The sequence below is a fragment of the Embleya sp. NPDC008237 genome, assembly GCF_042956465.1.
Taxonomy (GTDB): Bacteria; Actinomycetota; Actinomycetes; order Streptomycetales; family Streptomycetaceae; genus Embleya.
Genome location: NZ_JBIBGL010000010.1, coordinates 157,394 through 178,172 on the forward strand (window position 1 = coordinate 157,394; position 20,779 = coordinate 178,172).

Consider the following 20,779-nt stretch of genomic DNA (forward strand, 5'->3'; position numbering starts at 1 on the left):
GCCGCACACGGATCACCCGAAGCCACGACAACCGGGCCGGACGAATCACGGCACGCCGGCCGGCCGATGCGTCGGCCCAGCGATCGTGCCCACCCATGGACCACGTCCACCGATTCACCATCTCGACACCGCAAGACACGGGAGAACAATCATGTCCGCACGTTTCACCGCCAAGACCGTCCTCGTCACCGGCGCCGGTTCGGGAGCCGGCCGGGAGATCGCACTCGCCTTCGCTCGCGAGGGTGCCGCCGTCGTGGTCGCGGGCCGCGGTGCCGCGCCGCTGGCCGAGACCGTCCGGCTGATCGAGGCCGAGGGCGGACGAGGCGCGGCGATCACCGCCGACGTCACCGACTCGCAGAGCCTGGCCGCGCTCGTGGCCCGCACGGTCGAGTTGTTCGGCGGTCTCGATGTCGCCGTCAACAACGCGGGCGTGATCCAGGGCGTGGGCCCGCTCGCCGATCTCGACGAACGGGATTTCCGGGCCACCCTCGACATCAACGTGACCGGCACGTGGCTCTCGATGAAGCACGAGATCGGCTACATGCGGGCCAACGGTGGCGGAGCCATCGTGAACATCGCGTCCAACCTCGGCGCCCACTCCCGGCTCGCCAACCTCGGGGCGTACGTCGCGTCGAAGGCGGCCGTGAGTGCCCTCACCCGCAACGCCGCGCTCGACCACATCGGTGAGGGCGTGCGAATCAATGCGGTCAGCCCCGGCCCGCTGGACACCACGATGTCGTTGCGTGCCGGCGAGACCGAGGCCGAGCGGGCGGATCGCATGAAGGACACGAACCCGTCCGGCCGCGTCGGCACATTGGCCGAACTCGCCGCCGCCGTCCTGTACCTGGCCTCCGACGAGGCAGGGTTCGCGGTCGGCACCGACCTCGTGCTCGACGGCGGCGCCACCGCCTGACCCGGTACCGGTTCCGCACCCGGCCCGGCCGCCGTCACTCCGACGCGGCCGGGCCGCTTCGGCATACCCGGACACCACGGATGCCAGGGACGGCCCAGGCTCCCGCGCACGGCGACTTCGGACGCCGTCCGCCGGACACGGCCTGGACGGGCGGCGCCGGGCCCACCCGGACGACCGGGCGGTACACAGGCCATCGGAGCCCGACAAGCCCGCCCGGCCGCTCGAAGCGGCGAACCGCCGTGGCCCGAACGGGCGATCGACTATTCCCGGGCGAGCACCTCGGTCATGGCCACGGCGAACTCGTCCGGCCGCAGGGCGTAGCCCACGTGATCGGTCGGGAACTCCACGACCGGGAGGTCGAGGCGCTCGGCGAGCAGTGCCGTGGTCCGGTAGAGCAGCGTCTCCGCGCCCTCGTTCGAGACGGCCAGGACCAGCGGGGCGCCCCGCAGAGCCGTCAGGTCCGGTTCGAAGCGGGCGAACGCCGACAGTTCATAGGACAGATTGAAATGCACGTTGGCCTGCACCCGTTCGAGCAACTCCCGCACCGGCGTGGGTAGATCCGCCGCCGGCTCCGGCGGACCGGACAGCCCGAACAGCGCGGTGAGCTCGCCCATCGCGGCCTTCGGGCCGTCGGTCCGGTACAGCTCGGCGACGTTGTCGAACTTCGCGTGCCACTGCTTCGGATCGGGCAACAGCCCCACCACGAGCGGCTCGTGGGCGACCAGCAGGTCGACCTGTTCGGGGTGTCTGACGAGCAGGTCGAGGCCGATCGAGGCGCCGGTGCTGGTGCCGAAGACGGCCGCGGGTTCGGAGGTGAGGGCCAGGAGCAGCCGATGTGCGTCGTCGACATGCTCGTCGATGCGCTGCTCACCGGGCGAATCGGTGAGCCGGCTACGGGAGTTGCCGCGCCGGTCGTAGGCGACCACGGTGTGCCGGTCGGCCAGCCGATCGCCCAGCGCCGCGAACAGGCCGGTGTCTCCGTTGCTGCCGTTGATCAATAACAGGACCGGGCCGGAGCCGCGTACCTCGTAGTAGAGGTCGGCTCCGGGCACTGCCAGCATGCCGGAATCCATGAGATCTGCCTTCTGTGCGGGGACCGCTCGGTGCCAACGCTACGGATGCGGGCGGCGCCCGTCCGGCGAACCCGGTTTCCCGCTCCGGCTGCGCGGGCGCCCGGCACGGTCCGCACGTACCGACCGGGTCCGCCGACCGACCCACGTCCGCTCCGACGTCAACGGCTCTTGTACGCACCGCCGTTGACGTTCAGCACCTGTCCCGTGACGTGTCGGGCGGCGGGCGAGGCGAGGAAGGCGACGGCGCCGACGATGTCCTCCGGCGAGCCGGCCCGACGCACCGACGTCGCGGCGACCAACTGCCGGCGGCGGTCCTCGGTGAGGTTGTCCCGGAAGAACTCGGTGTCCGCGATGTAGCCCGGGGAGACCACGTTGGCCGTGATGTCGCGCGGGCCGAGGGCGTCCGCGAGGGCGACGTTCCAGGCGGCCAGGCCGGCCTTGGCCGCGCCGTAGGAGCCCGCTCCCGTGTCGGCCGCGATCGAGCCGATGCCGATCACGGCGCCGCCGGCGGCGAGCCGGTCCTCGACGGCCCGGGTGGTCAGCGCCGCGCCGACCAGGTTGGCGTCCAGGTTGGCCCGGAACGCGCGAGCGTACCCGGCCAGGTCGTCGATGGGACCGTGGTCGAAGTCGGTGTTGCCGCCGGCGTTGTTGACCAGTACGTCGATCCGCTCGGGCAGTTCGGCCACCAGTCGGATCAGCGCTTCGGGGTCGGTGTGATCGCAGACCAGCGCCCGAGCCCCGGTCTGCTCGGCGGCGAGGGTGAGCGGCTCCGCTCGCCGACCGGTGATCGTCACGGCGGCGCCGAGCCCGGCGAAGTGCCGAGCGATCGCCAGTCCGATGCCGGTGCCGCCACCGGTGACGAGGATGTTGCGTGCCATAGGATGACCTCCACGTCGTCGTTTAGATCTAAATTTAGATCTGAACATAACACCGGGAAGAGGCCTCATGGCAACCGACGAGCCCCGTCCCCCCGCCGAGACATCGCCCCGCACGCCGGCGGCGGCCCGTGCGGACGGGCCGGATACCGGGGGCGGGACCGAGACCGGGATCAAGGCCGAGACCGGGATCAAGGCCGAGACCAGGGCCGAGACCAGGGCCGAGGCCGAGGGCGAGGCCGAAACCGAGCCCAGGACCGGGGCCGCGGCCGGGGCACCCGCCGACCCCGAGGCCGCGGCCGAGTGGCGAACGGGAGCTGCCGCCGATCCGCTCGCCGATCCGGAGGCGGTCGGTGGCGGCGGTTCCGGGCGCGTCGGTCACGCCGTCGAGGAGATCGCCGCCGCGTGGGAGCGCGAGCGGCCCGGAACGCCGGTGTCCTCGATCGGGATCGTCACGCCGATCTGGCGGCTGGCCAAACTGCTCGGGGACGACCGTCGCCGGGTACTGGCCGGCGCGGGCGTCGACGCGGCGACGTTGGACCTGCTGAGTGTGCTGCGGCGCAGTGGACCGCCGTACACGCTGGGTACGCGCGAGCTGGGCCGGCGTTCGCTCGTCACGGCCGGCGCCATCTCGCAGCGGGTCGCCCGGGCCGAGCGCGAGGGCCTGGTCGTGCGGCGGGCCGGATCCGGTCGCACGCGCTCGGTCGAGGTCGAACTGACCGAGGCGGGACATGCGTTGGTCGAGGCGACGGTCGATCGGGTATTGGGCCGCGAGGCGGAGTTGATCGACGGCCTGACCCCGGATCAGCAGACCCGACTCGCGGATCTGCTCGCGATCCTGTTCCGCGATGTGCAGGCCAGGCTCGGCGACGACCGACTCACCCACGTGGGGGACGAGGACGCCTGATCCCGGGCCGGCCTGCGTACGTCACATCGTGCGGACCACCCCACCCGAGCCGCCCGACCCGGTCACCCGACTCGCGTTTCCCACGCGGGTCACCTACGCCGGCCCCGCACGCGGGTCACCCACCCGAGCGAACCCGACCACACCGCCACCGGCACGACCGGCCCACCCCGTCCCGGCCCTGCGCTGCCCTGCCCTGCACTGTCCTCCCCGCCCTGTCCTGCCCCCGCCCAGCCGCCACCGCCGGACGACCCCGCGCCCTCTACCCCGTCGCCTCGACAAGCGTGCTCGGCGCCGCCGGCCGCTCCGCCATCGGGTGGCCGCCGCTCGCCCGGTCCAGCATGTGGGCAGCCGTCACCGCATCCGCGGGCGTCCAGACCAGCACCGTCGTCTCGGGTGCCTCCGCAGGCAGCAGGAGCGACATCGTGAAGCGCAGCGGCACGACCGGCGTCGCGTGCTGCTCGGCCGCCCGGTCCGTGCCGGCAGGCGTCCGCACGGGCCGCGCTGCGACCCCGTTGACCTGCACCGTCCGGGCCGCGAACACGCCCACCGCCCGGCATCGCCACCACGCCGACAGGTCCGGGCGTTCGGCCAGCAGTTGCGCCGCGACGGTACGCCCGCGCGCGTCCTCGGGACGGGTGCGCAGGTGGCGGACCAGGTCGAGGGCGACCGTCTCGCGCTCGGGGAAGCCCGACTCGTGGGCGGGGTCGGTCAGCAGCATGAGCAGCAGATTGCGGCGCTCCATCGGCACGGCCGCCGGGTCGGGCCGGATCGCCCGCCAGGCGTCGTTCCAGGCCAGTACGTCCAGGGCCCGGTCGAGCACGAGCGCCGGGCTGGTCGGCCAGCCCTCGACCAATGCCCGCAGGCCGTCGGCCGGCGCCGGGCCGGAGTCGGCCGGTACGTGGAAACCGGCGAGTTCGAGGACATGCCGGCGTGCGTCGGCGTCCAGGCGCAGAGCCCTGGCCACCGATTCGAGCACCTGGCGCGACGTGTCCACCCGGCCCTGTTCCAGCCAGGTGTACCAGGCCACGCCGACCCCGGACAGCGCGGCGACCTCCTCACGACGCAGGCCCGGCGTACGGCGGCGCGGCGATCGGGGCAGCCCGACGTCCTCCGGGGTGAGCAGTTCGCGGTGCGCACGCAGGAACCCACCCAGCTCGTGCCGGCGGTCCCGCTCCTCCTCGGTGCCCATCGGCCCAGCCTATGACCGTTGCTCACCGTATGAACCGGAGCCTGGCCCGGCCCGGGCGACCTCGCGAGGGTGGTGGACGTACCGATCGACCCCGGCCGCCCGACCGGCCGGCGCACCGACAAGGAACCCGACACCCATGACCACCGAACCCATCCGCGCCACTACCCCCACCACCGCGTCCGCCATCGAGGCCGCCACCGACGCCGACCCCACCGCCGACATCATGTGGCGCCGCAGCAACGACTCGTCCACGCTCGCCACGCCGCGCGCGTTCCTTCGGGTCTTCGTCGAGCCCGGTGGCCTGGAGGCCGCGACCGCGTTCTACGAGGACCTCCAGGGCGTCGAGCGCGACATGTGGTTCACCTTCCGCGAATACGGCATCGCGCTGTCGGCCGTGGGCGGCTTCCTGCTGATCGAGGGCACCGCGGCCACGGTGGAGCGGTTCCGGTCCACCACCGGCACCCTGCTCGTCCCCGAATTGGCGCCCTACCTGGAGCGCCTGGCGGCGGCCGGCGCCGAGATCCTCGAACCGCTGCGCCGTGTGCCCACCGGTTCCGGGGTCACCGCTCGGCACGCCGACGGCACGATCGTCGAGTACGTCGAGCACCGCCCGACGCCGGAGGGCCGCTGACCCTCGGCCCGGCGCCGGTTACCGGGTGCCGGCTCTGGTGTCTCCGAGCACTCGTTCGCACTCGGCCCAGGCGGCGGCGCTGAGCAGCGGACGAAACCCGGCCAGCAGGTCCCACAACCCGGCGCCCCACTGCGCCCGAAGGTCCGGGGCGACGCGCATGATGTCGAGTTCGTTGGCCGCCGTGAGCTCGGCGAAGTCGCGTCGCTCCGCCTCGGTCGGCCGGTAGGTGCGGCCGGTGAACCGGTCCCGGAACGGGCCGTCGACCAGTGTGCCGTGGCTCGCGGCCCGGTCGCAGCTGCCGTAGAAGTACACGATGCGCTCGGCATCCACGCCGATCCGGCCGGCGAGTTCGGCGCGGCGGTCCAGCGGGAGCAGTGCGGTCGCGAATCCGTCGGTGCCATAGAAGGCGTGGCACAGGCCGGCGGTACGCAGTTCGGGGCGTGCGCCCCAGGTGCCGAGCAGTGCCTCGACTCGGGTCAGGTGGGCCAGCAGGGTTCCGCCCGGATGCTCGATGCGGTCCCCGCCGAGCATGCGGATGTAGTCGTCGATCATGTGCCACCCCTTGCCATGTAATGGGTCGGCGCCGACTTCCCGGTGGCCGCCCGATGACTTCGGGTTCACGATAGCGCTGACGAACCGTCAGATCCCAGGGGCTTCGGCATACACGTTGCCGGGTGCCCGCACTCGGGTCGGCGTTCACAATGCGGTGAACGGCGCGCGGGGCCGCGCCGGTGCCGACGCAGCACCGGGAACCGCAACACCGGGCCACCGGGCCACCGGGCCACCGGGCCACCGGGCCACCGGGCCACCGGGCCACCGGAACAATGTGCCGGAGACAACGATCCGGAATCGACCCGCGGGGAATGACAACGCGGCCGTTCGCTTTGTGGATAGCGTCGAGGCCGGCTGCGAACAAGTACGGAGATCAGCGTGGGACCGGATCAGTTCTGTCTGGTGTTGTTGCGACGCATGGGCGATTACCAACCCGATCTGGTCGCCGACGCCGTCCGCGAGTTGGAATTCACCCGCACTCGGATGCGCGAGGTCAACGCGCAGTGGCAGCGCATGGTGCGCAGCCGCTCGGTCGGCGGCCCGGGCCGCGCCTACCGGGCCGCGTTGGGCGAGCCGTCCGGCCGGGCCGAGCGCCGGATCGGGGATCTCACCGCCGATGCGCAGTGGTGGGTGCTGCCGCTGTGGCCGGTGTTGCGCTTCGAGATCCTCACCGGTCCCGACGGGCGGGTCTGGCAGGAGTGGCTCGTGCGAGCCGATCCCGCCACGACCCCGCCCGCCGAAAGCGTGGCCGACCTGCGGCCCTGGGAGTTCGTGATCGGCGACATCGAGCGCGCCTACCCGGAATTGCGACACCTGGAGGGTTCCGCGCCGAGCCGCTGGGCGAGCCTGATCACCGAGGGCACGAGCACCTACCGAGCGGACTTCGTCTGGGGCCTGCTCCAGAACGTGACACGCATCGACGCCGCCACGGACGCGATCCCGGCAGCGCGGGCACTCTAGGGCCGCGCCCGGGTCGCCGCCGGTCCCGCCGCGCCCGCCCCATCGGGGGGCGCCCCGCGCACAATCGACGTCCGCCGGGCCCCGACCTCACCTCGGGCCGCGAACCGCTAGAACCGCACGCGCAACGACTCCGGCCCGCGCAATGCCGTGCCGAGCAACCCGCGGACCCGCGTCGGGGCCGCGAGGCGCATCGTCGGCAGCCGTTGCAGCAGCACCTTGAGCGCGGCCCGGATCTCGGCAAGGGCCAGCCAGGTGCCCAGGCACACGTGCGGCCCGTCGCCGAAGGCGAGCGTCGGTCGGACCCGGCGGCCGATGTCGAACACGTCCGGGTCCGGGTAGTGCGCCGGATCCCGGTTGGCCGCGGTGATCGCGAAGATCAGCGGCGTCTCCGCCGGTATGTCCAGCCCCAGCCCCTGCCAGTCGCGAACCGGCGCCGGGCACACCCGAGGCAGCAGGCCGACCGGCGGCTCCCAGCGCAGCGACTCCTCCACCGCCCATTCCAGTTCCTCGTCGGGGTCGGCCAGCACCCGGGCCAGCTGCTCGGGGTGGGTGAGCAGGGCGTACAGGGCGTTGCCCAGGCCCAGGTAGGTGGTGTCGGCACCGGCCGGGAACAACAGCCGCAGGAAGGAGAGGATCTCCTCGTCGGTGAGCCGGCGACCCTCGGCCTCGGTGCAGGCCAGCGTCGAGAGCAGGTCGTCGCCCGGGTCGGTGCGGCGACGCGCGACGATCGGCGTGACGTACTCGGTGAACTCGCGCGACGCGCGCTCGGCCGCCTCCGGCGCCATCGGGAAGTGGAACAGGTCGACGGCCCAGCGGCGGAAACGTTCCTCGTCGTCCATCGGCAGTCCGAGCAGGCGGGTGATCACCCGGACCGGATAGCCGTGCGTGAATTCGGTGACCAGGTCGGCCTCGCCGCGCGACTCGAAGCGGTCCACGAGTTCGTGCGCGAGCGGTTCCAGGATCGCCTCGACCTGGTCGGTGACCAGCTTGCGACGGAAGGCCGGCACCACGAGTTTGCGGTTGATCCGGTGCTCGGCGCCGCGCATGCACTGGATGGTGTGCCCGAGCACCGGTTCGGTGGTCGCGGCGTAGATCGCGGACGCCGGGAACGACTCCTCGTCCTTGAACGCGGCGGTCACCAGATCGTGGGTCAGGAACAACACCGCCCGCGTACCCAGGAACGGCACGATCGCGTACGGCTTGCGCACCCGCGCAGCGGCGAGCACCTCGTGCAGGTCGGGAATGTCGTCGAAGGCGAAGTCGTGCCCCTCGACATCGAATGGCGCGTGTGCGTCGAACGGATCGAGGGGTTCGCGTACTGCGGGCGATTCGATCATCCGGACTCCCTGTCCAAGCCTTCGGCGCCGCATCGCATCGTCGGCGCCGCCGCGGCACACACACCGCAACCCCGCGCGCATCGCATCGCACTGCATCCATCGCACTGCATCCATCGCGTGGCGTCCGACGAATATTCGTCGCCGAAGTGACGTATATTCATCGACTCTAAGGACGATCCCGAGCCCGAACAAGGGGTGCCGCATGGTTGCTTCGCCGCCCACCGATCGGGTGGTCGCCGTCGTGGAGTTGCTCGCCGCCGCGCCGGGCGGGCTGAGCGTGTCGGAGGTGGCGGCGCGGCTGGATCTGAACCGGTCCACCGCGACCGCCGTGCTCGCCGCGCTCGAAGCGCCGGGCTGGGTGCAGCGCGGGCCCGATCGGCTCTACACGCTGGGGCCGGGCCTGCTCGCGGTCGCCGACGCGGTGCATGCGCGGGTGGGGCTCCCGGCGGGCGCCGCGCAGGTGTTGGCCGCGCTCGCGGCCCGGGTCGGCTGTGGTGTGGCGCTGTCCCTGGTCGGCGTCGATCACGTGGTCTTCCTCGCGGTGGAACCGGGGCCGGGTCGGCTGCCGGCCGGGATCCGGGTGGGTACCCGGCTGCCGCTGCGACCACCGGCCGGGGCCTCGGTGATGCCATGGCGGCCGGCCGCCGAACGTGCCGCGTGGCTCGCCCACGCACCCGAGTTGGCGGCAACCCTGGACACCGTCCGCGCCCACGGCGTCGCCGCCTGGCGACCACGCGCCGACTCGACCGAACTGCTGGCCGTCCTGCGGGACGTGGTGGGCCTGCTGGACGAACACCCGGGCCGCACGGGGCTGCGCGAGCGAGTACGCGACCAACTCGCCTCGATCGGCGCCCACCCGTACACCGACGCCGAGTTGACCTCGGACCGACCACTCCCCCTGAGCTACCTCGCGGCCCCCGTCCGCAACGCCCGGGGCCACCCGACCCACGAACTCCAGATCGGCCCACTGCGCAACGCCGTCACCCCCACCGAACGCCACGAATACATCTCCGAACTACGCACCGCAGCAGCCCGCCTCTCCGCTCGCACCACCGCCTGACCCGCCGACCCGGCCCCCCAGCCCCCCAGCCCCCACGCGGCAACCGACACGCCACACCGGCCCGCCCCGCAAACTGGCTGCATGAAACTCCGCATAGGTGTCGGCCTGGGTCCGCGCGACCCCGCCGACCCGGCCTCGTTCGGTGAACTCGTCCAGTACATGGAGCAGGTCGGCGTCGACTCGCTGTGGCTGCCCGATCTGGTCGGTGGTGACCTGCCCGATCCGCTCGTCGGTATCGGGTACGCGGCCGGCCGCACCCGGCGGCTCAAGCTCGGCAGCGGTGTCACCGTGCTGCCCGGCCGCAACCCGGTGGCCGTGGCCAAGGAACTCGCCACCCTGGCGGCGCTCGCGCCGGGCCGGATCCTGCCGGTGTTCGGCGTCCGGCACGCAACAGCGCGCGAACGGCCGCTGTTTCCGATTCCGGGTCCGCGCGGCGAGGTGATGGACGAGGCGCTCACCGTCGTGCGTCTCCTGCTCGAAAACGAGGACGTGTCGTTCGAGGGCAAGTACCACCGCTTCGAACACGCACGTGTGGGCCCGCGACCCACCCGCCCGCTCGACCTGTGGCTCGGCGGCAGCGGCCCGCAGTCGCTGCGCCGGGTGGGTCGGCTCGCCGACGGCTGGCTCGGCGCCGCGTTGACCCCCGACGAGGCCGGCGCGGCCCGGCGCACGATCGAGGCCGCCGCGGCCGAGGCCGGGCGTACCGTCGACGACGACCACTACGGGATGAGCCTGGTCGTCGCGTTCGACGGCATGCCGAGCCGCGAGTTCGGCGCACTGCGCCGGCAGCGACCGGACGTGCACGCCGCCGAGTTGGTGCCCACCGGGTGGGCCGCCGCGCGCGAGCTGATCGCACGGTATGCCGATGCCGGGGTGAGCAAATTCGTGATCCGACCCGCCGGCACACCGCGCTCGTGGACCGCGTTCCTGACCGAATTCGCCGCCGAGCTGTTGCCGCTGGAGACCTGAACGATCTTGCCGTACACGGCAACTGACGCTCCGTAAGCAAAATATTGCGCATTTCTCGCCACTGCCTGAATCATGCGGCCGGTGCTTCCCCCGCGGCGGGCGAACCACCGGCCGCGGGTTCGCCGTCCGCCCGCCCACCTGCGTAGGAGCGCATGTCGACACGTGAACAGTCCCCGTATGCCCGGGAGATGCCCCGGAGTCGGTCGTGCCCTCCGATTGGCCGGAATACGTACGGCAGTACCGATCGAATCCGGCCAACGGTGCCGCGCCGCCCGTGGCGACGGAGGGTTGCGCCTGGTCTGACAGTCAGTCAGGATCGCCCCCGTTCCCCTCCGGACGGCGCGCGCCACCGAGCGCTGCCGCCGGCAACGAAGGATGGAAATACACGTGTCGACTTCCCCCGCGACTCCGCTCTGGCTTCAGGGACGGGACGCCGTCGTCGCCGCGGCGGCCCCCGACGACTGGCGCGAAGAGACCCCCGACTACCACCTCTCGCACACGGTGATGCCGGGTCAGCGCAGCACGCAGCACGCACCCGACTCGCTGGAAGCGATCGTCGAGAGCCTCGTGCAGGTCTTCGAGATGGAGGTCTCGCACAAGAAGGACCCGAAGACCTGGGTCTCGATGGTCACCGAGCGATTCCGCACGAACGTCAACGGCGGCCCGTGGGCGAGCGCGCAGGACATCGTCGACCAGGGCAGCTACAACATCCTGATCGGCGACAGCATCTTCTACTCGCCGGGTCGGGAGAGCTTCGAGTCCTCGCACCGGATCTTCCACACCGCGTTCCCCGAGGGCTTCTACTGGGAGGTCCTCGAAGTCCTCTCCCCGCCGCCCGTGATCGCCTTCAAGTGGCGACACTGGGGCAGCTACACGGGCGAGTACAAGGGCTTCCGGCCGGACGGCAAGACCATCGAGATGTTCGGCATGAGCGTGGCCAAGGTGAGCGAGGACCTCAAGCTCGTCGAGGTCGAGCACTACTACGACCCGAACGCCTTCCTGTCCCGACTCACCGGCGGTTGCCCGGTCGCCCACGGCAACTGACCCAGCCGAACCCGAACCCGAGCCGAGCCTGAGGCCGAGCCGAGCCTGAGGCCGAGTCGAGCCCGGACCGAGCCGAGCCCGGACTGCCGAGCCGACACGAACCGGCCCGACATCACCGGTCCGCGCACTCCGACCCACCGGCCCTCGGGTGCCGGGCGGCCTCCCCCGAGCCCGCCCGACACCCGGTCTCCGGCACCACCCCAAGCCCGCCCCTGCCCTCCGGCCGGCCTCGACCTCGCGGCCCGCTCACAACCGCGGCGTACGCATCCGGGTCAGTCGGCGGCCCTCGCCGATCGCGTCGTCTTCAGTGCCTACCGTCACGGAGCGGTACGTGCCGGGGACCGTGGCCACCCAGAAGCGCTCGGCGAAGATCGTCGCCGGCGCCTGTAGCGCGAACCGGCCGCGCCGGAACTCCACCCGCGGCGGCACGCCGTCGTCCGGCAACACGCCCCAGGCGAGCGCCCACGGCGGCTCGCCGCGGCCGGAGCGCAGCGCACCGCGCAGCAGCGTCGGACCGAGCGCGGCGCCGGCCACGGCCACGTCGATCAGCCGGTAGCCCGTGTACACCTCGAGCGCCGGCCGCCCACGCGAACCCTTGCCCACGCGCATCGTGCAGTCGCTCAGCCGCAGGTAGAGCTCGGTGGTCGTCTGCTGCAGGACATCGCCCATGGCGCGCTCCCCCGTTCGAAGCTCCCGGCGGGACAGTCCCTCGGGCCCCACCAGGATTCGCTGTCGGGGCCATTCGCCGCATCGGCTGTACGAACCGTTTCCGCCGAGCCGCGTACTCCCCCTGTAGGACGGAGAAATCTCCCGTACCTCACCCGAGCGAGCGAGTCGACGCGCCGCGCACCGCTCGCGTGGGGGTCAGCCCATGCCCGGGACGGCCAGGCCCGTTTCGTACGCACAGATCACCGCATGCACCCGATCGCGCAGCCCGAGCTTGCCCAGGATGCTGCTGACGTGCGTCTTCACCGTGTGTTCGCTGACGACCAACGCCTCGGCGATCTCCGCGTTGGACATGCCCAGGGCCAGGCAGCGCATCGTCTCCCGCTCGCGCGTGGTCAACACGGCCAGCCGCTCGGACGGTCCGGTCGGGGCCTCCGTACGAGGGAGTCGTCGCGTGTAGTCGGCGATCAGCCGTCGGGTCACCGACGGTGCGAGCAGTGCCTCGCCGCTCGCCACCATCCGCACCGCGTGCACCAGGTCGTCCCGGCGCACGTCCTTGAGCAGGAACCCGGCCGCACCCGCGTACAGCGCGTCGTAGACGTACTCGTCCACGTCGAACGTGGTCAGCATGACGATCCGACAACCCGGCGCCTCGGCCGACACCAGGCGGGCCGCCTCGATGCCGTCCATCCGAGGCATCCGGATGTCCAGGAGCAGCACGTCGGGCCGGTGCGCCCGGACCGCCTCGACCGCCTCCAGGCCGTCGCCCGCCTCGGCCACCACACAGATGTCCGGCTGTGCGTCCAGAATCATCGCGAACCCGCTGCGCACCAGCCCCTGATCGTCGGCCACCACCACGCTGATCGGCATCACGAGGCCCGCGTCGGGTCGAGCGGGATCCGCAGCGCGACCTCGAAGCCCGGCCCGGCCACCCGCGGCCCGGCCGTCACGCTGCCGCCGCACGCGGTCGCCCGCTCGCGGATGCCGATCAGCCCGTGTCCGCCGCCCGGACGCGGTCTTCCGCCCCGGCCGTCGTCGGTGATGGTGATCCTCATCGTGTCGTCGCCCCATTCGAGCCGCACCGCCACCGTGGTGGCGTGCGCGTGCCTGACCGTGTTGGTCAGCGCCTCCTGGACGACACGGTACGCGGCGATCTCCGCGTCCGAGCGCAGCGGTCGGCGCTCGCCGACGCTCTCGTAGATCACCCGCAGGTCGGTCCGGCCCACCTCGGCGACCAGGTCCGCGATGTTGGCGACGGTGGGCTGCGGCGCTCGGGCGCCGGCCTCGTCGTCCTCCTTGAGCGTGCCCAGGATCCGCCGGAGTTGCACCATCGCATCGCGGCCGGCGTCCGCGATCGCGTCGAACGCGGCCTCCGCGCGGGCCGGATCGCTGCGCACCACCACCGGTCCGGCCTCGGCCTGCACGGTCATCAGGCTCACCGCGTGCGCCAGGATGTCGTGCATGTCCCGGGCGATCCTGGCCCGTTCGCGTGCGGCGGCCCGGGCCACCTCGGCATCCGCGCGGCGGATCTCCAGGTCGCGTTCGTGTTCCAGGCGCCGGGTGCGCTCCTCGATGCCGGCGATGTAGGCAACGCGGTGCCGGGTGGCCAGTCCGAAGGCGGCGGCCGCGGTCAGCGCCAGGACGTCGAAGGTGGCCTGCTGCACCGGCTGATTCTTGAAGTTCTCCACGAACAGCGTGATCGGCAAGGCCAATACCGCGACGGTGATCCGCTCCCAGCGCCGACCGAGCGCGAAGACCGTGTAGATCGCGATCGTCATGCCGAATTGGAACGGTTGCCCGGGGCGATGGTGCAGCGACACCGGCACCGTGAACGCGGCCACCGCACAGGCGACCAGGAACGGCTGCCGACGCCGCCAGATCAACGGGATCGCGGTGCCGCTCAGCAGCAGGAAGCCGAGCCGATAGGGCGAACGCCAGTAGATCAGAAACGGCAGCGAGACCATGAACTGCACCATCAGCGCGATCAGGAGGTCCAGAAGCTGCGGGTCGGTCCGGCGCAGGATGCCCAGCGTGTGTTTGGCCCGGTCACGGACGTGCCGGTCGGCGCCGCGCTCGGCGAGGTGGTCGGACATGCGGCTTGCTCCCGGGTGGTGTGTACCGACAGTGTCGCGGCTGATCCGCACCGCCGCCTCGCTCGTGCGAGGGATCTGCGCGGGGCCTCAAAACGGGAACACGAACCGGAACCCGACCCGGACCGAGCCCGGGCCGGCCGGCCCTGAGGCAAGTGCGCGGCGGAGCCGATGAATCGGGCGAATCGGTCCGCCGCCGGCGAACGCACCCCCCGATGGCATTTCGGGTGCCTTCGCGTCTGGTACGACTGATCCCATGGCTACCGGCAACCGCTTCGTCTCCGACCCCGACCGTTCGACACGGACAGCGCGTCGTGGTCGGCCGGCCATCGCCGTCTCGGGCCGGACAGGGGCGGAGCCGTGCGGCCACTGAGGCGGGGCCAGGTGTGGACGATCCCCACCGTCGGCCGCGAACGCACCTTCATGATCGTCCAGAACGACCACGTCGCCGCGCTGCATCCGGGCGCGGCACTGTGCGCGCTGGTGGACACCGTCGGCGACCGGCAGGAGTCGCTGGTCACGGTCCGGATCACCACGCCGGTCACCGGCGTCGTGCTGGCCCCCGACCTGTACACGTCCCGCCATCGCCGCTTCGAACAGGGCACCTACCTGGGCGACGTCGCCCCCGAGGAGATGGAACGCGTCGACGTCGCGCTGCGCGCCGTCCTGGGTCTGTGACCCCTCCGCGAGGGCTCGGCCGAGCACGTACCGGCGGGTCGAGAAGCGGCCGCACGCCGTCCCGGGCCGGTCGGACCGTCGCGCGGCCGGCGGCGGCGGTCCGACCCGGGACGGCGCGCCGCGAACGCGCGGCCCGCGCTATCTCGGCAGAGTGATCCGAAACGTGGTGCGGCCGGGTTCGGAGTCGACGGTGACCGTGCCGTCGTGCCGTTCGACGATGATCCGGTACGAGATGTCCAGACCCAGTCCGGTGCCCTCGCCGAGCGCCTTCGTGGTGAAGAACGGCTCGAAGATCCGGTCCTGGATGTCGCGCGGGATGCCGGGGCCGTCGTCCTCGACCTCGATCACCACCGACGCAGCGTCCGCGCGCGCCCGCAGGGTCAACGTGCCCTTGCCGCCCATCGCGTCGGCGGCGTTGTCGATCAGGTTGGTCCACACCTGGTTGAGCTCGGCCGGATAGGCCTGGATCTTCGGCAGGTCCTCGGCGTACTCGCGCTCGATCCGGATGTCGCGCAGCGGGCCGGCCAGCATGGCCACCGTGCTGTCCAAGCCCTTGCGCAGGTCGGTCTCCTGGTAGGGCGCCCGATCCATCTGGGTGTACTGCCCGGCGGCGGAGAGCAGTTCGGTGATCCGGCCGAGCGCGTCGGCGACCTCGTCGAGCAGCGCCTCGCCCTCCAGGTTGGCGGCGAGCCAGGTCAGCCCGGGGCGCGCGGCCGAGCCGAGCGCGGCGCCCGCGTCCCGGGCCCAGTCCTCGTACAGACCCACGTTCACGAACGACGGAGCCGTCTCGTACGCATCCGCGACGCCCAAGTCCTCGAAGATCTCGGCGACTTCGTCGGTGCGGTCGGCGAACTCCAACGGCCGCAGCCGGGGGGCCTCGGCGCCGCGGTGGGCCAGTACCTCGGCCTGGAGCCGGTCCAGCGCCGCCAGCGCCTCGGCGGTCGCCCCGGCACGGGCCAACTCGGCACGGGCCGAGCGCAGTTCGCCCAGTCGGGTGCGCAGGTTCGCGGCGGCCCGCTCGGCTGCCGCCGCGGGGTTGCCCAGTTCGTGGGTGAGCCCGGCGGTGAGGGTGCCCAGGGCCACCATGCGCTCCCGTTGGCCGACCGCAGAGCCGTTGCGGCGCGCGCCCAGGAACATGCCCGCGACCAGGTGCGCGGCCATCGGGAACCACTCGGTGAAGGCCTGTGCCAACTCGGCCGCGGGCAGCACGAAGAAGGTCGAATCGACGTGCGTGCGGGCGGTGTTGCCGTACGCGTGCACGGCCGGTGTCGCGTCTTCGCCGTTGCCGTCCAGGGCGAGCGCGGCACCGACGTAGGCACCGCGCATCGACGAGCGGTGCACCTCCAACTCGCCGCCGCGCACCATGCGGTTCATCGTGACCTCGCCGGAGAGCAGCACGAAGAAGCACTCGCCGGGGTCGCCCTCGTGGTAGAGCGTGGTGTTCGCCGGGAACGCCTTGACCTTGCCGTGTGCGCACAGCCAGTTCAGGTGTTCGTCGGCGAGTTTCTCGAACAGGAAGAGCGTGCGCAGTTCCTCGGGCGGCAACACGTCGCACACACTCATCGCGAGCCCTCCGTCGCCGGGATCCGGGTGTCCAGGGTGTCCAGGTAACGGTGCACCAGCATCACCGTCATCGCGCCTTCACCGACCGCCGAGGCGACCCGCTTGACCGAGGCCGCGCGCGAGTCGCCGGCGGCGAACACGCCCGGCACGGCGGTCTCCTGGACGAACGGCGGCCTGCTCCAGCCGTCGAGTTCGCCGTCGCACTCGTCGAGGAGTTCGCTGCCGGTGAGAATGTAGCCGTCCCGGTCGCGGCGCACGCCGCTGCCGTCCAGCCACGCGGTGCGCGGGCTGGCGCCGATGAAGACGAACAGCCAGGACGCGGGGACCGTCTCCTCCTTGCCGGAGTCGCGGTCGCGCAGGGTGAGTTCGCGCAGCCGGCCGGTGCCGTGGGCGTGCGTGATCTCGGTGCGCACGCGCACCTCGACGTTGGGAATCTGGGCCAACTGCTCGATCAGATAGTGCGACATGGATGCCTCCAGGCCCGTGCCGCGCACCAGGATGATCACCCGACGGGCGTAGCGGGCGAAGAACACCGCGGCCTGACCGGCCGAGTTGGCCGCGCCGACGATGTAGACGTCCTGGTCGCGGGTGTCCGGGCCGGTGGTCAGCGCCGCGCCGTAGTACACGCCGCGGTCGGTGAGCTCGGCCAGGCCCGGGGCCTCCAGGGTGCGGTAGGAGACGCCGGTGGCCAGCACGACCGCGTGGCCCCGGGCGACGATGTCGCCGTCGCAGGAGATGGTGCGCACCTCGCCGTCCACGTGCAGTCCGGTCACATCGCGCGTACTGACTATCTCGGCCCCGAATTTGAGCGCCTGGCGACGGGCCCGACCGATGAACTGCGAGCCGGAGATGCCGTCCGGGAAGCCGAGGTAGTTCTCGATCCGCGAACTCTGCCCGGCCTGGCCGCCGGTGGCCTGGCGCTCCACCAGCAGCGTGCGCAGTCCCTCGCTGGCCGCGTACACCGCGGCGCCCAGACCGGCCGGGCCGCCGCCGACGATCACCACGTCGTACAGGTCGCCGGAGGCGGTCACGGACAGGCCGACGTACTCGGCCAGTTCGCCCTTGGTCGGGGCCCGCAGCACGGTCGAGTCCGGTGCGATCACCACCGGCACGTCGGCCTCGGTGGTGCCGCTCTCGCGCATCAGCCGGCGGGCCTCGGCCTGGGTGACGTCGTACCAGCGATACGGCACACCGTTGTTGGCGAGGAAGTCGCGCAACTCGAAGGACGGCGCGGAGAACCGCGCGCCGATCACCGTGGCCCAGCTCTCGTCCGGCACCGGCGCGGTCTCCCACGCGGTGATCAGCGAGTCCAGAACCGGGTACAGCCGTTCCTCCGGTGGGTCCCACGGCTTGAGCAGGTAGTGGTCGATGTCCACGTCGTTGATCGCCCGGATCGCCGCGCCGGTGTCCGCGTAGGCGGTCAGCAGCACCCGTTTCGCGCGCGGGTACAGGTGCGCGGCCTGTTCCAGGAAGGCGACCCCGTCCATCTGCGGCATGCGCTGGTCGGCGATCAGCACCGCGACCTGTTCGCCCCGCTCGTGCAATTCGCCCAGCGCCTCCAGGGCCTGTGCGCCGGATTCGGCGCGCACGATGCGGTGCCGGTCGCCGTACTGTCGCCGCAGGTCGCGGGCCACCGCACGGGACACGGCCGGATCGTCGTCGACGGTGAGTAGTACGGGCTTGTCCACGAATTTCCTCACGGGCAGGGGCGGAGCACAAAAGGGGACCACTGCCCGGAACCGGCCTCGGCCATGCGCCGGACAGCGCGTCCGCCACGTTATCCTCTCGCCGAAACCCGCAGGTGGGGCCGGTGGCGTTACCCGGAACCGAGGCGGAGCCGGGGCCGGGTCGGCCGGCGCATCCGGGCCCGGTGGCGCGGCTGCGGCGCCGATCGGCGATCGCGGCTCACTCGACCATGCCCGCCTCGTAGGCCACGATGGCGGCCTGGACCCGGTTGCGGACGCCCAGCCGGGCCAGGATCGCGCTCACGTGCGTCTTGACCGTGCCCTCGACCAGGTGCAGCCGGCGGGCGATCTCCGCATTGGCGAGGCCGGCGCCGACCAGGGCCAGCACGTCCCGCTCACGCGCGGTCAGCACCGCCACCCGCGCACCGGCGTCCGCTTCGCGCGCGGGCCGGCCCGGAGCGATCCCGCTGATCACCCGCTTGGCCACCTTCGGGGACAGGTACGCGCCGCCCTCGGCCGCCGCCCGGACGCCGGCGATCAACTCGCGCGGGTCGCCGGACTTGAGCAGGAAGCCGGTGGCGCCGCTGTCCAACGCCGTCGCGATGTACTCGTCCTCACCGAACGTGGTCAGGATCACCACGGCCGAGTCGGGTACCGCCCGGCGCAGTTCCGCGGTCGCGGCCAGGCCGTCCAGGTTGGGCATCCGGATGTCCATCAGCACCACGTCCGGACGGAATCGCCGGGCCTGCTCGACCGCCTCACGTCCGTCGGCGGCCTCGGCCACCACTTCGATCCCGGGGTCGGTGGTCAGCACGAGCCGCACGCCGGTGCGGATCAGTTGCTCGTCCTCGGCGATCAGGACACGAATGGCGGCGGTGCCGGCGCCGCGGGCGGGGTCGGTGCGGGCAACGAGGTGAGTGTGTGCAGGGGTGTCGGCGGTGTTCACGGCCGTGGCTCCTCGGGTGGTGATGTGTACGGGTTCGACGGGTGAAGCCGGACCGGGTCGCTCAGCGGCCGGCGTCCCGCTCGGGTCGGCTTTCCATGGGTATGTCGTCCTTGGCCACCAGCACGCCGCCGGCGAAGCACAGTCGGAACAGGCGGTCGGGCAGGATGTCGCCGTTCGTGTAGTACTCGCATGCGGCGCCCGCGGGGATCGGCGGTTCGTGCTCGGGGCGGCGCTCGGCCTGGTCGTCCGGCAACACGGCGGCCAGTTCGGCACGGGTCTGGCCGATCCGCATGCGGTGGAAGTCGTCGGGGGCCACCGCCTCGCCCTGGGTGGTCAGCGCGTACGCGGAGCCGGCGAGCAGTACTCCGGCTCCGGTCCAGAGCAGCGTCCGCACGAACCGGCGGCGGATCCGGCGGCCCTGTTCCAGGTGGTTGACGTCGGTGTCCGGGCGGGCGGGTGTGGAGTGGTGCGGGAGGTGCGCCAGCACCCGGAAGCCGTCCGCCTCCGGGGCCGCGGTGAGCGTGCCGCCCAGGAGTCGGGCCCGCTCGCGCATCCCGACCAGGCCGTGACCGCTTCCGGCCGGCGCGGCGTCGGCGGGGCGCGGGGCGGGGCCGTTGGCGATCTCGACGGTGGTCCGGTGCGCGGTGTGGGCGACCGTGATCCGCACCACCGCCCCCGGAGCGTGCTTGGCCGCGTTGGTCAGCGACTCGCGCACGATCCGGTGCAGCGCGAGGTCGACCATCGGCGGCAGCGCGACCGGCTCGGCCTTCGGATCGGTCTTCGTCCCGACCGTCGATTCGACCGTGTGGCGGATCACCATCCCGGAGGCGCGGCAGCGCGCCACCAGCGTGTCGAGGTCCTCGTGGACCGGCTCCACGGGAGCCGGTTCGTCGCTCTCGCGCAGCACGCCGATGATCTCGTGCAACCGCTCGGTGGCCGCGCCCGCGCCCATCCGCAGTTCGCCGGCCCGGTCGCGCTGCGCATCGGTGAGCGTCGCGTCGAGCTCGAACGCGGCGGCCCGCAGCGCGATCAGGCTCAGGTCGTGGCCGAGCGAGTCGTGCATGTCCTGGGCGATCCGGGCCCGTTCGCGCAGCCGGGTCCGCTCCTCGACCAGATCCCGCTCGCGCTGCAGCCGGGCGGCCTGCTCCCAGCCACGACGATGCAGCGCGACCCATTGGTGGCGGTATCGCCCGATCAGCCAGGGGATCGCCGCAAGGCCCAGCAACTCGGCGGGCAGTACCGCGAGTTCGGCCACGGTCGAATGCGCGGACCAGGCCCCGAGCACGGCCGGCCCGAGCACCGCGGCCACGCGCACCGGCAGCCCCGGCCCGTCCGCCGAGCGCCGCCCGCTCAGGAAGGCCGCCAACGCGACGGCGGCGTAGCAGCGCGCGTCGGTCTGCGCGATGAACACGGTCGGCGCGAGCGCCGCGAGCGGGTACACCCGACCCAGCACGGCCGCCCCGACCAGGCAGGTCGCAAGTGTCGCGCCGTGCACGAAGGACATCGACCGAGGCGGGTTGACGGTCAGCATGCCGATGCCGAGCAGGGTCCACAGGGCCAGGTCGGCGGCCCAGCCGGAGGGGGTGGTGCGCATGATTTCGACGCTATCGACCCGCCGCGCGCCGACACCTCCGTCGAAAG

The 20,779-nt window shown here is 72.3% G+C and carries 20 protein-coding genes; 8 read left to right on the top strand and 12 right to left on the bottom strand.

Annotated features, from left to right (window positions below):
- The first annotated feature begins 151 nt into the window (after window positions 1–151).
- Window positions 152–913, top strand: coding sequence for an SDR family NAD(P)-dependent oxidoreductase (locus ACFZBU_RS25835; RefSeq protein ID WP_391586028.1), 762 nt, complete (start codon window positions 152–154; stop codon window positions 911–913).
- 260 nt (window positions 914–1,173) lie between these two features.
- Here the strand turns inward: ACFZBU_RS25835 and ACFZBU_RS25840 are convergent, their stop codons facing one another.
- Window positions 1,174–1,974, bottom strand: a complete 801-nt coding sequence (locus tag ACFZBU_RS25840; RefSeq protein WP_391586029.1) for an alpha/beta fold hydrolase — start codon at window positions 1,972–1,974, stop codon at window positions 1,174–1,176.
- 170 nt (window positions 1,975–2,144) lie between these two features.
- On the bottom strand, window positions 2,145–2,864 hold the full coding sequence (locus ACFZBU_RS25845) for an SDR family NAD(P)-dependent oxidoreductase (RefSeq protein ID WP_391586030.1): 720 nt from the start codon (window positions 2,862–2,864) through the stop codon (window positions 2,145–2,147).
- A gap of 391 nt (window positions 2,865–3,255) precedes the next feature.
- Here ACFZBU_RS25845 and ACFZBU_RS25850 point away from each other — a divergent pair, with 391 nt between their 5' ends.
- Window positions 3,256–3,768 (top strand): MarR family winged helix-turn-helix transcriptional regulator, encoded by a 513-nt coding sequence (locus ACFZBU_RS25850; RefSeq protein WP_391586241.1) that lies wholly within the window; start codon window positions 3,256–3,258, stop codon window positions 3,766–3,768.
- 259 nt (window positions 3,769–4,027) lie between these two features.
- On the opposite strand, the gene ACFZBU_RS25855 is transcribed toward ACFZBU_RS25850, so the two are convergent.
- On the bottom strand, window positions 4,028–4,957 hold the full coding sequence (locus ACFZBU_RS25855) for a helix-turn-helix domain-containing protein (RefSeq protein ID WP_391586031.1): 930 nt from the start codon (window positions 4,955–4,957) through the stop codon (window positions 4,028–4,030).
- 136 nt (window positions 4,958–5,093) lie between these two features.
- On the opposite strand from ACFZBU_RS25855, the gene ACFZBU_RS25860 reads away from it, so the two are divergent.
- Entirely contained in the window at window positions 5,094–5,588 is a 495-nt protein-coding gene (locus tag ACFZBU_RS25860) for a VOC family protein (RefSeq protein ID WP_391586032.1), read from the top strand.
- An 18-nt stretch (window positions 5,589–5,606) separates the two neighbouring features.
- On the opposite strand, the gene ACFZBU_RS25865 is transcribed toward ACFZBU_RS25860, so the two are convergent.
- Entirely contained in the window at window positions 5,607–6,140 is a 534-nt protein-coding gene (locus ACFZBU_RS25865) for a DUF6817 domain-containing protein (RefSeq protein WP_391586033.1), read from the bottom strand.
- A gap of 378 nt (window positions 6,141–6,518) precedes the next feature.
- Here ACFZBU_RS25865 and ACFZBU_RS25870 point away from each other — a divergent pair, with 378 nt between their 5' ends.
- Entirely contained in the window at window positions 6,519–7,100 is a 582-nt protein-coding gene (locus tag ACFZBU_RS25870; protein ID WP_391586034.1) for a hypothetical protein, read from the top strand.
- A 107-nt stretch (window positions 7,101–7,207) separates the two neighbouring features.
- Here ACFZBU_RS25870 and ACFZBU_RS25875 read toward each other — a convergent pair whose 3' ends face one another.
- Complete coding sequence (locus ACFZBU_RS25875) at window positions 7,208–8,437, bottom strand: cytochrome P450 (RefSeq protein ID WP_391586035.1); 1,230 nt, start codon at window positions 8,435–8,437, stop codon at window positions 7,208–7,210.
- 202 nt (window positions 8,438–8,639) lie between these two features.
- On the opposite strand from ACFZBU_RS25875, the gene ACFZBU_RS25880 reads away from it, so the two are divergent.
- The 3 genes from ACFZBU_RS25880 (at window position 8,640) to ACFZBU_RS25890 (ending at window position 11,510) form a co-directional block, all read left to right on the top strand.
- A complete protein-coding gene (locus ACFZBU_RS25880) occupies window positions 8,640–9,497 on the top strand; it encodes a helix-turn-helix domain-containing protein (RefSeq protein ID WP_391586036.1) in 858 nt (285 codons plus the stop codon).
- Window positions 9,498–9,578: 81 nt separating this feature from the next.
- A complete protein-coding gene (locus ACFZBU_RS25885) occupies window positions 9,579–10,466 on the top strand; it encodes a TIGR03854 family LLM class F420-dependent oxidoreductase (RefSeq protein WP_391586037.1) in 888 nt (295 codons plus the stop codon).
- A gap of 387 nt (window positions 10,467–10,853) precedes the next feature.
- Entirely contained in the window at window positions 10,854–11,510 is a 657-nt protein-coding gene (locus ACFZBU_RS25890; protein WP_391586038.1) for an ester cyclase, read from the top strand.
- A gap of 246 nt (window positions 11,511–11,756) precedes the next feature.
- Here the strand turns inward: ACFZBU_RS25890 and ACFZBU_RS25895 are convergent, their stop codons facing one another.
- From ACFZBU_RS25895 to ACFZBU_RS25905, 3 genes are all read right to left on the bottom strand, one after another.
- Window positions 11,757–12,179 (bottom strand): hypothetical protein, encoded by a 423-nt coding sequence (locus ACFZBU_RS25895; protein ID WP_391586039.1) that lies wholly within the window; start codon window positions 12,177–12,179, stop codon window positions 11,757–11,759.
- 195 nt (window positions 12,180–12,374) lie between these two features.
- Window positions 12,375–13,046, bottom strand: a complete 672-nt coding sequence (locus ACFZBU_RS25900) for a response regulator (RefSeq protein ID WP_391586242.1) — start codon at window positions 13,044–13,046, stop codon at window positions 12,375–12,377.
- Window positions 13,046–14,269 carry a sensor histidine kinase gene (locus tag ACFZBU_RS25905; protein ID WP_391586040.1) on the bottom strand — a complete coding sequence of 408 codons (1,224 nt, stop codon included), beginning with the start codon at window positions 14,267–14,269 and terminating at the stop codon, window positions 13,046–13,048. The genes ACFZBU_RS25900 and ACFZBU_RS25905 overlap by 1 nt, the downstream gene beginning before the upstream one ends.
- 357 nt (window positions 14,270–14,626) lie before the next feature.
- Here ACFZBU_RS25905 and ACFZBU_RS25910 point away from each other — a divergent pair, with 357 nt between their 5' ends.
- Complete coding sequence (locus tag ACFZBU_RS25910; protein WP_391586041.1) at window positions 14,627–14,944, top strand: type II toxin-antitoxin system PemK/MazF family toxin; 318 nt, start codon at window positions 14,627–14,629, stop codon at window positions 14,942–14,944.
- Between the two features lie 138 nt (window positions 14,945–15,082).
- On the opposite strand, the gene ACFZBU_RS25915 is transcribed toward ACFZBU_RS25910, so the two are convergent.
- The 4 genes from ACFZBU_RS25915 to ACFZBU_RS25930 form a co-directional block, all read right to left on the bottom strand.
- On the bottom strand, window positions 15,083–16,507 hold the full coding sequence (locus ACFZBU_RS25915; RefSeq protein ID WP_391586042.1) for an ATP-binding protein: 1,425 nt from the start codon (window positions 16,505–16,507) through the stop codon (window positions 15,083–15,085).
- Window positions 16,504–18,195 (bottom strand): FAD-dependent oxidoreductase, encoded by a 1,692-nt coding sequence (locus tag ACFZBU_RS25920; RefSeq protein WP_391586043.1) that lies wholly within the window; start codon window positions 18,193–18,195, stop codon window positions 16,504–16,506. The genes ACFZBU_RS25915 and ACFZBU_RS25920 overlap by 4 nt, the downstream gene beginning before the upstream one ends.
- Before the next feature lie 217 nt (window positions 18,196–18,412).
- On the bottom strand, window positions 18,413–19,060 hold the full coding sequence (locus ACFZBU_RS25925; RefSeq protein WP_391586243.1) for a response regulator: 648 nt from the start codon (window positions 19,058–19,060) through the stop codon (window positions 18,413–18,415).
- Between the two features lie 139 nt (window positions 19,061–19,199).
- Window positions 19,200–20,732 (bottom strand): sensor histidine kinase, encoded by a 1,533-nt coding sequence (locus ACFZBU_RS25930; RefSeq protein ID WP_391586044.1) that lies wholly within the window; start codon window positions 20,730–20,732, stop codon window positions 19,200–19,202.
- Between the last annotated feature and the right edge of the window lie 47 nt (window positions 20,733–20,779).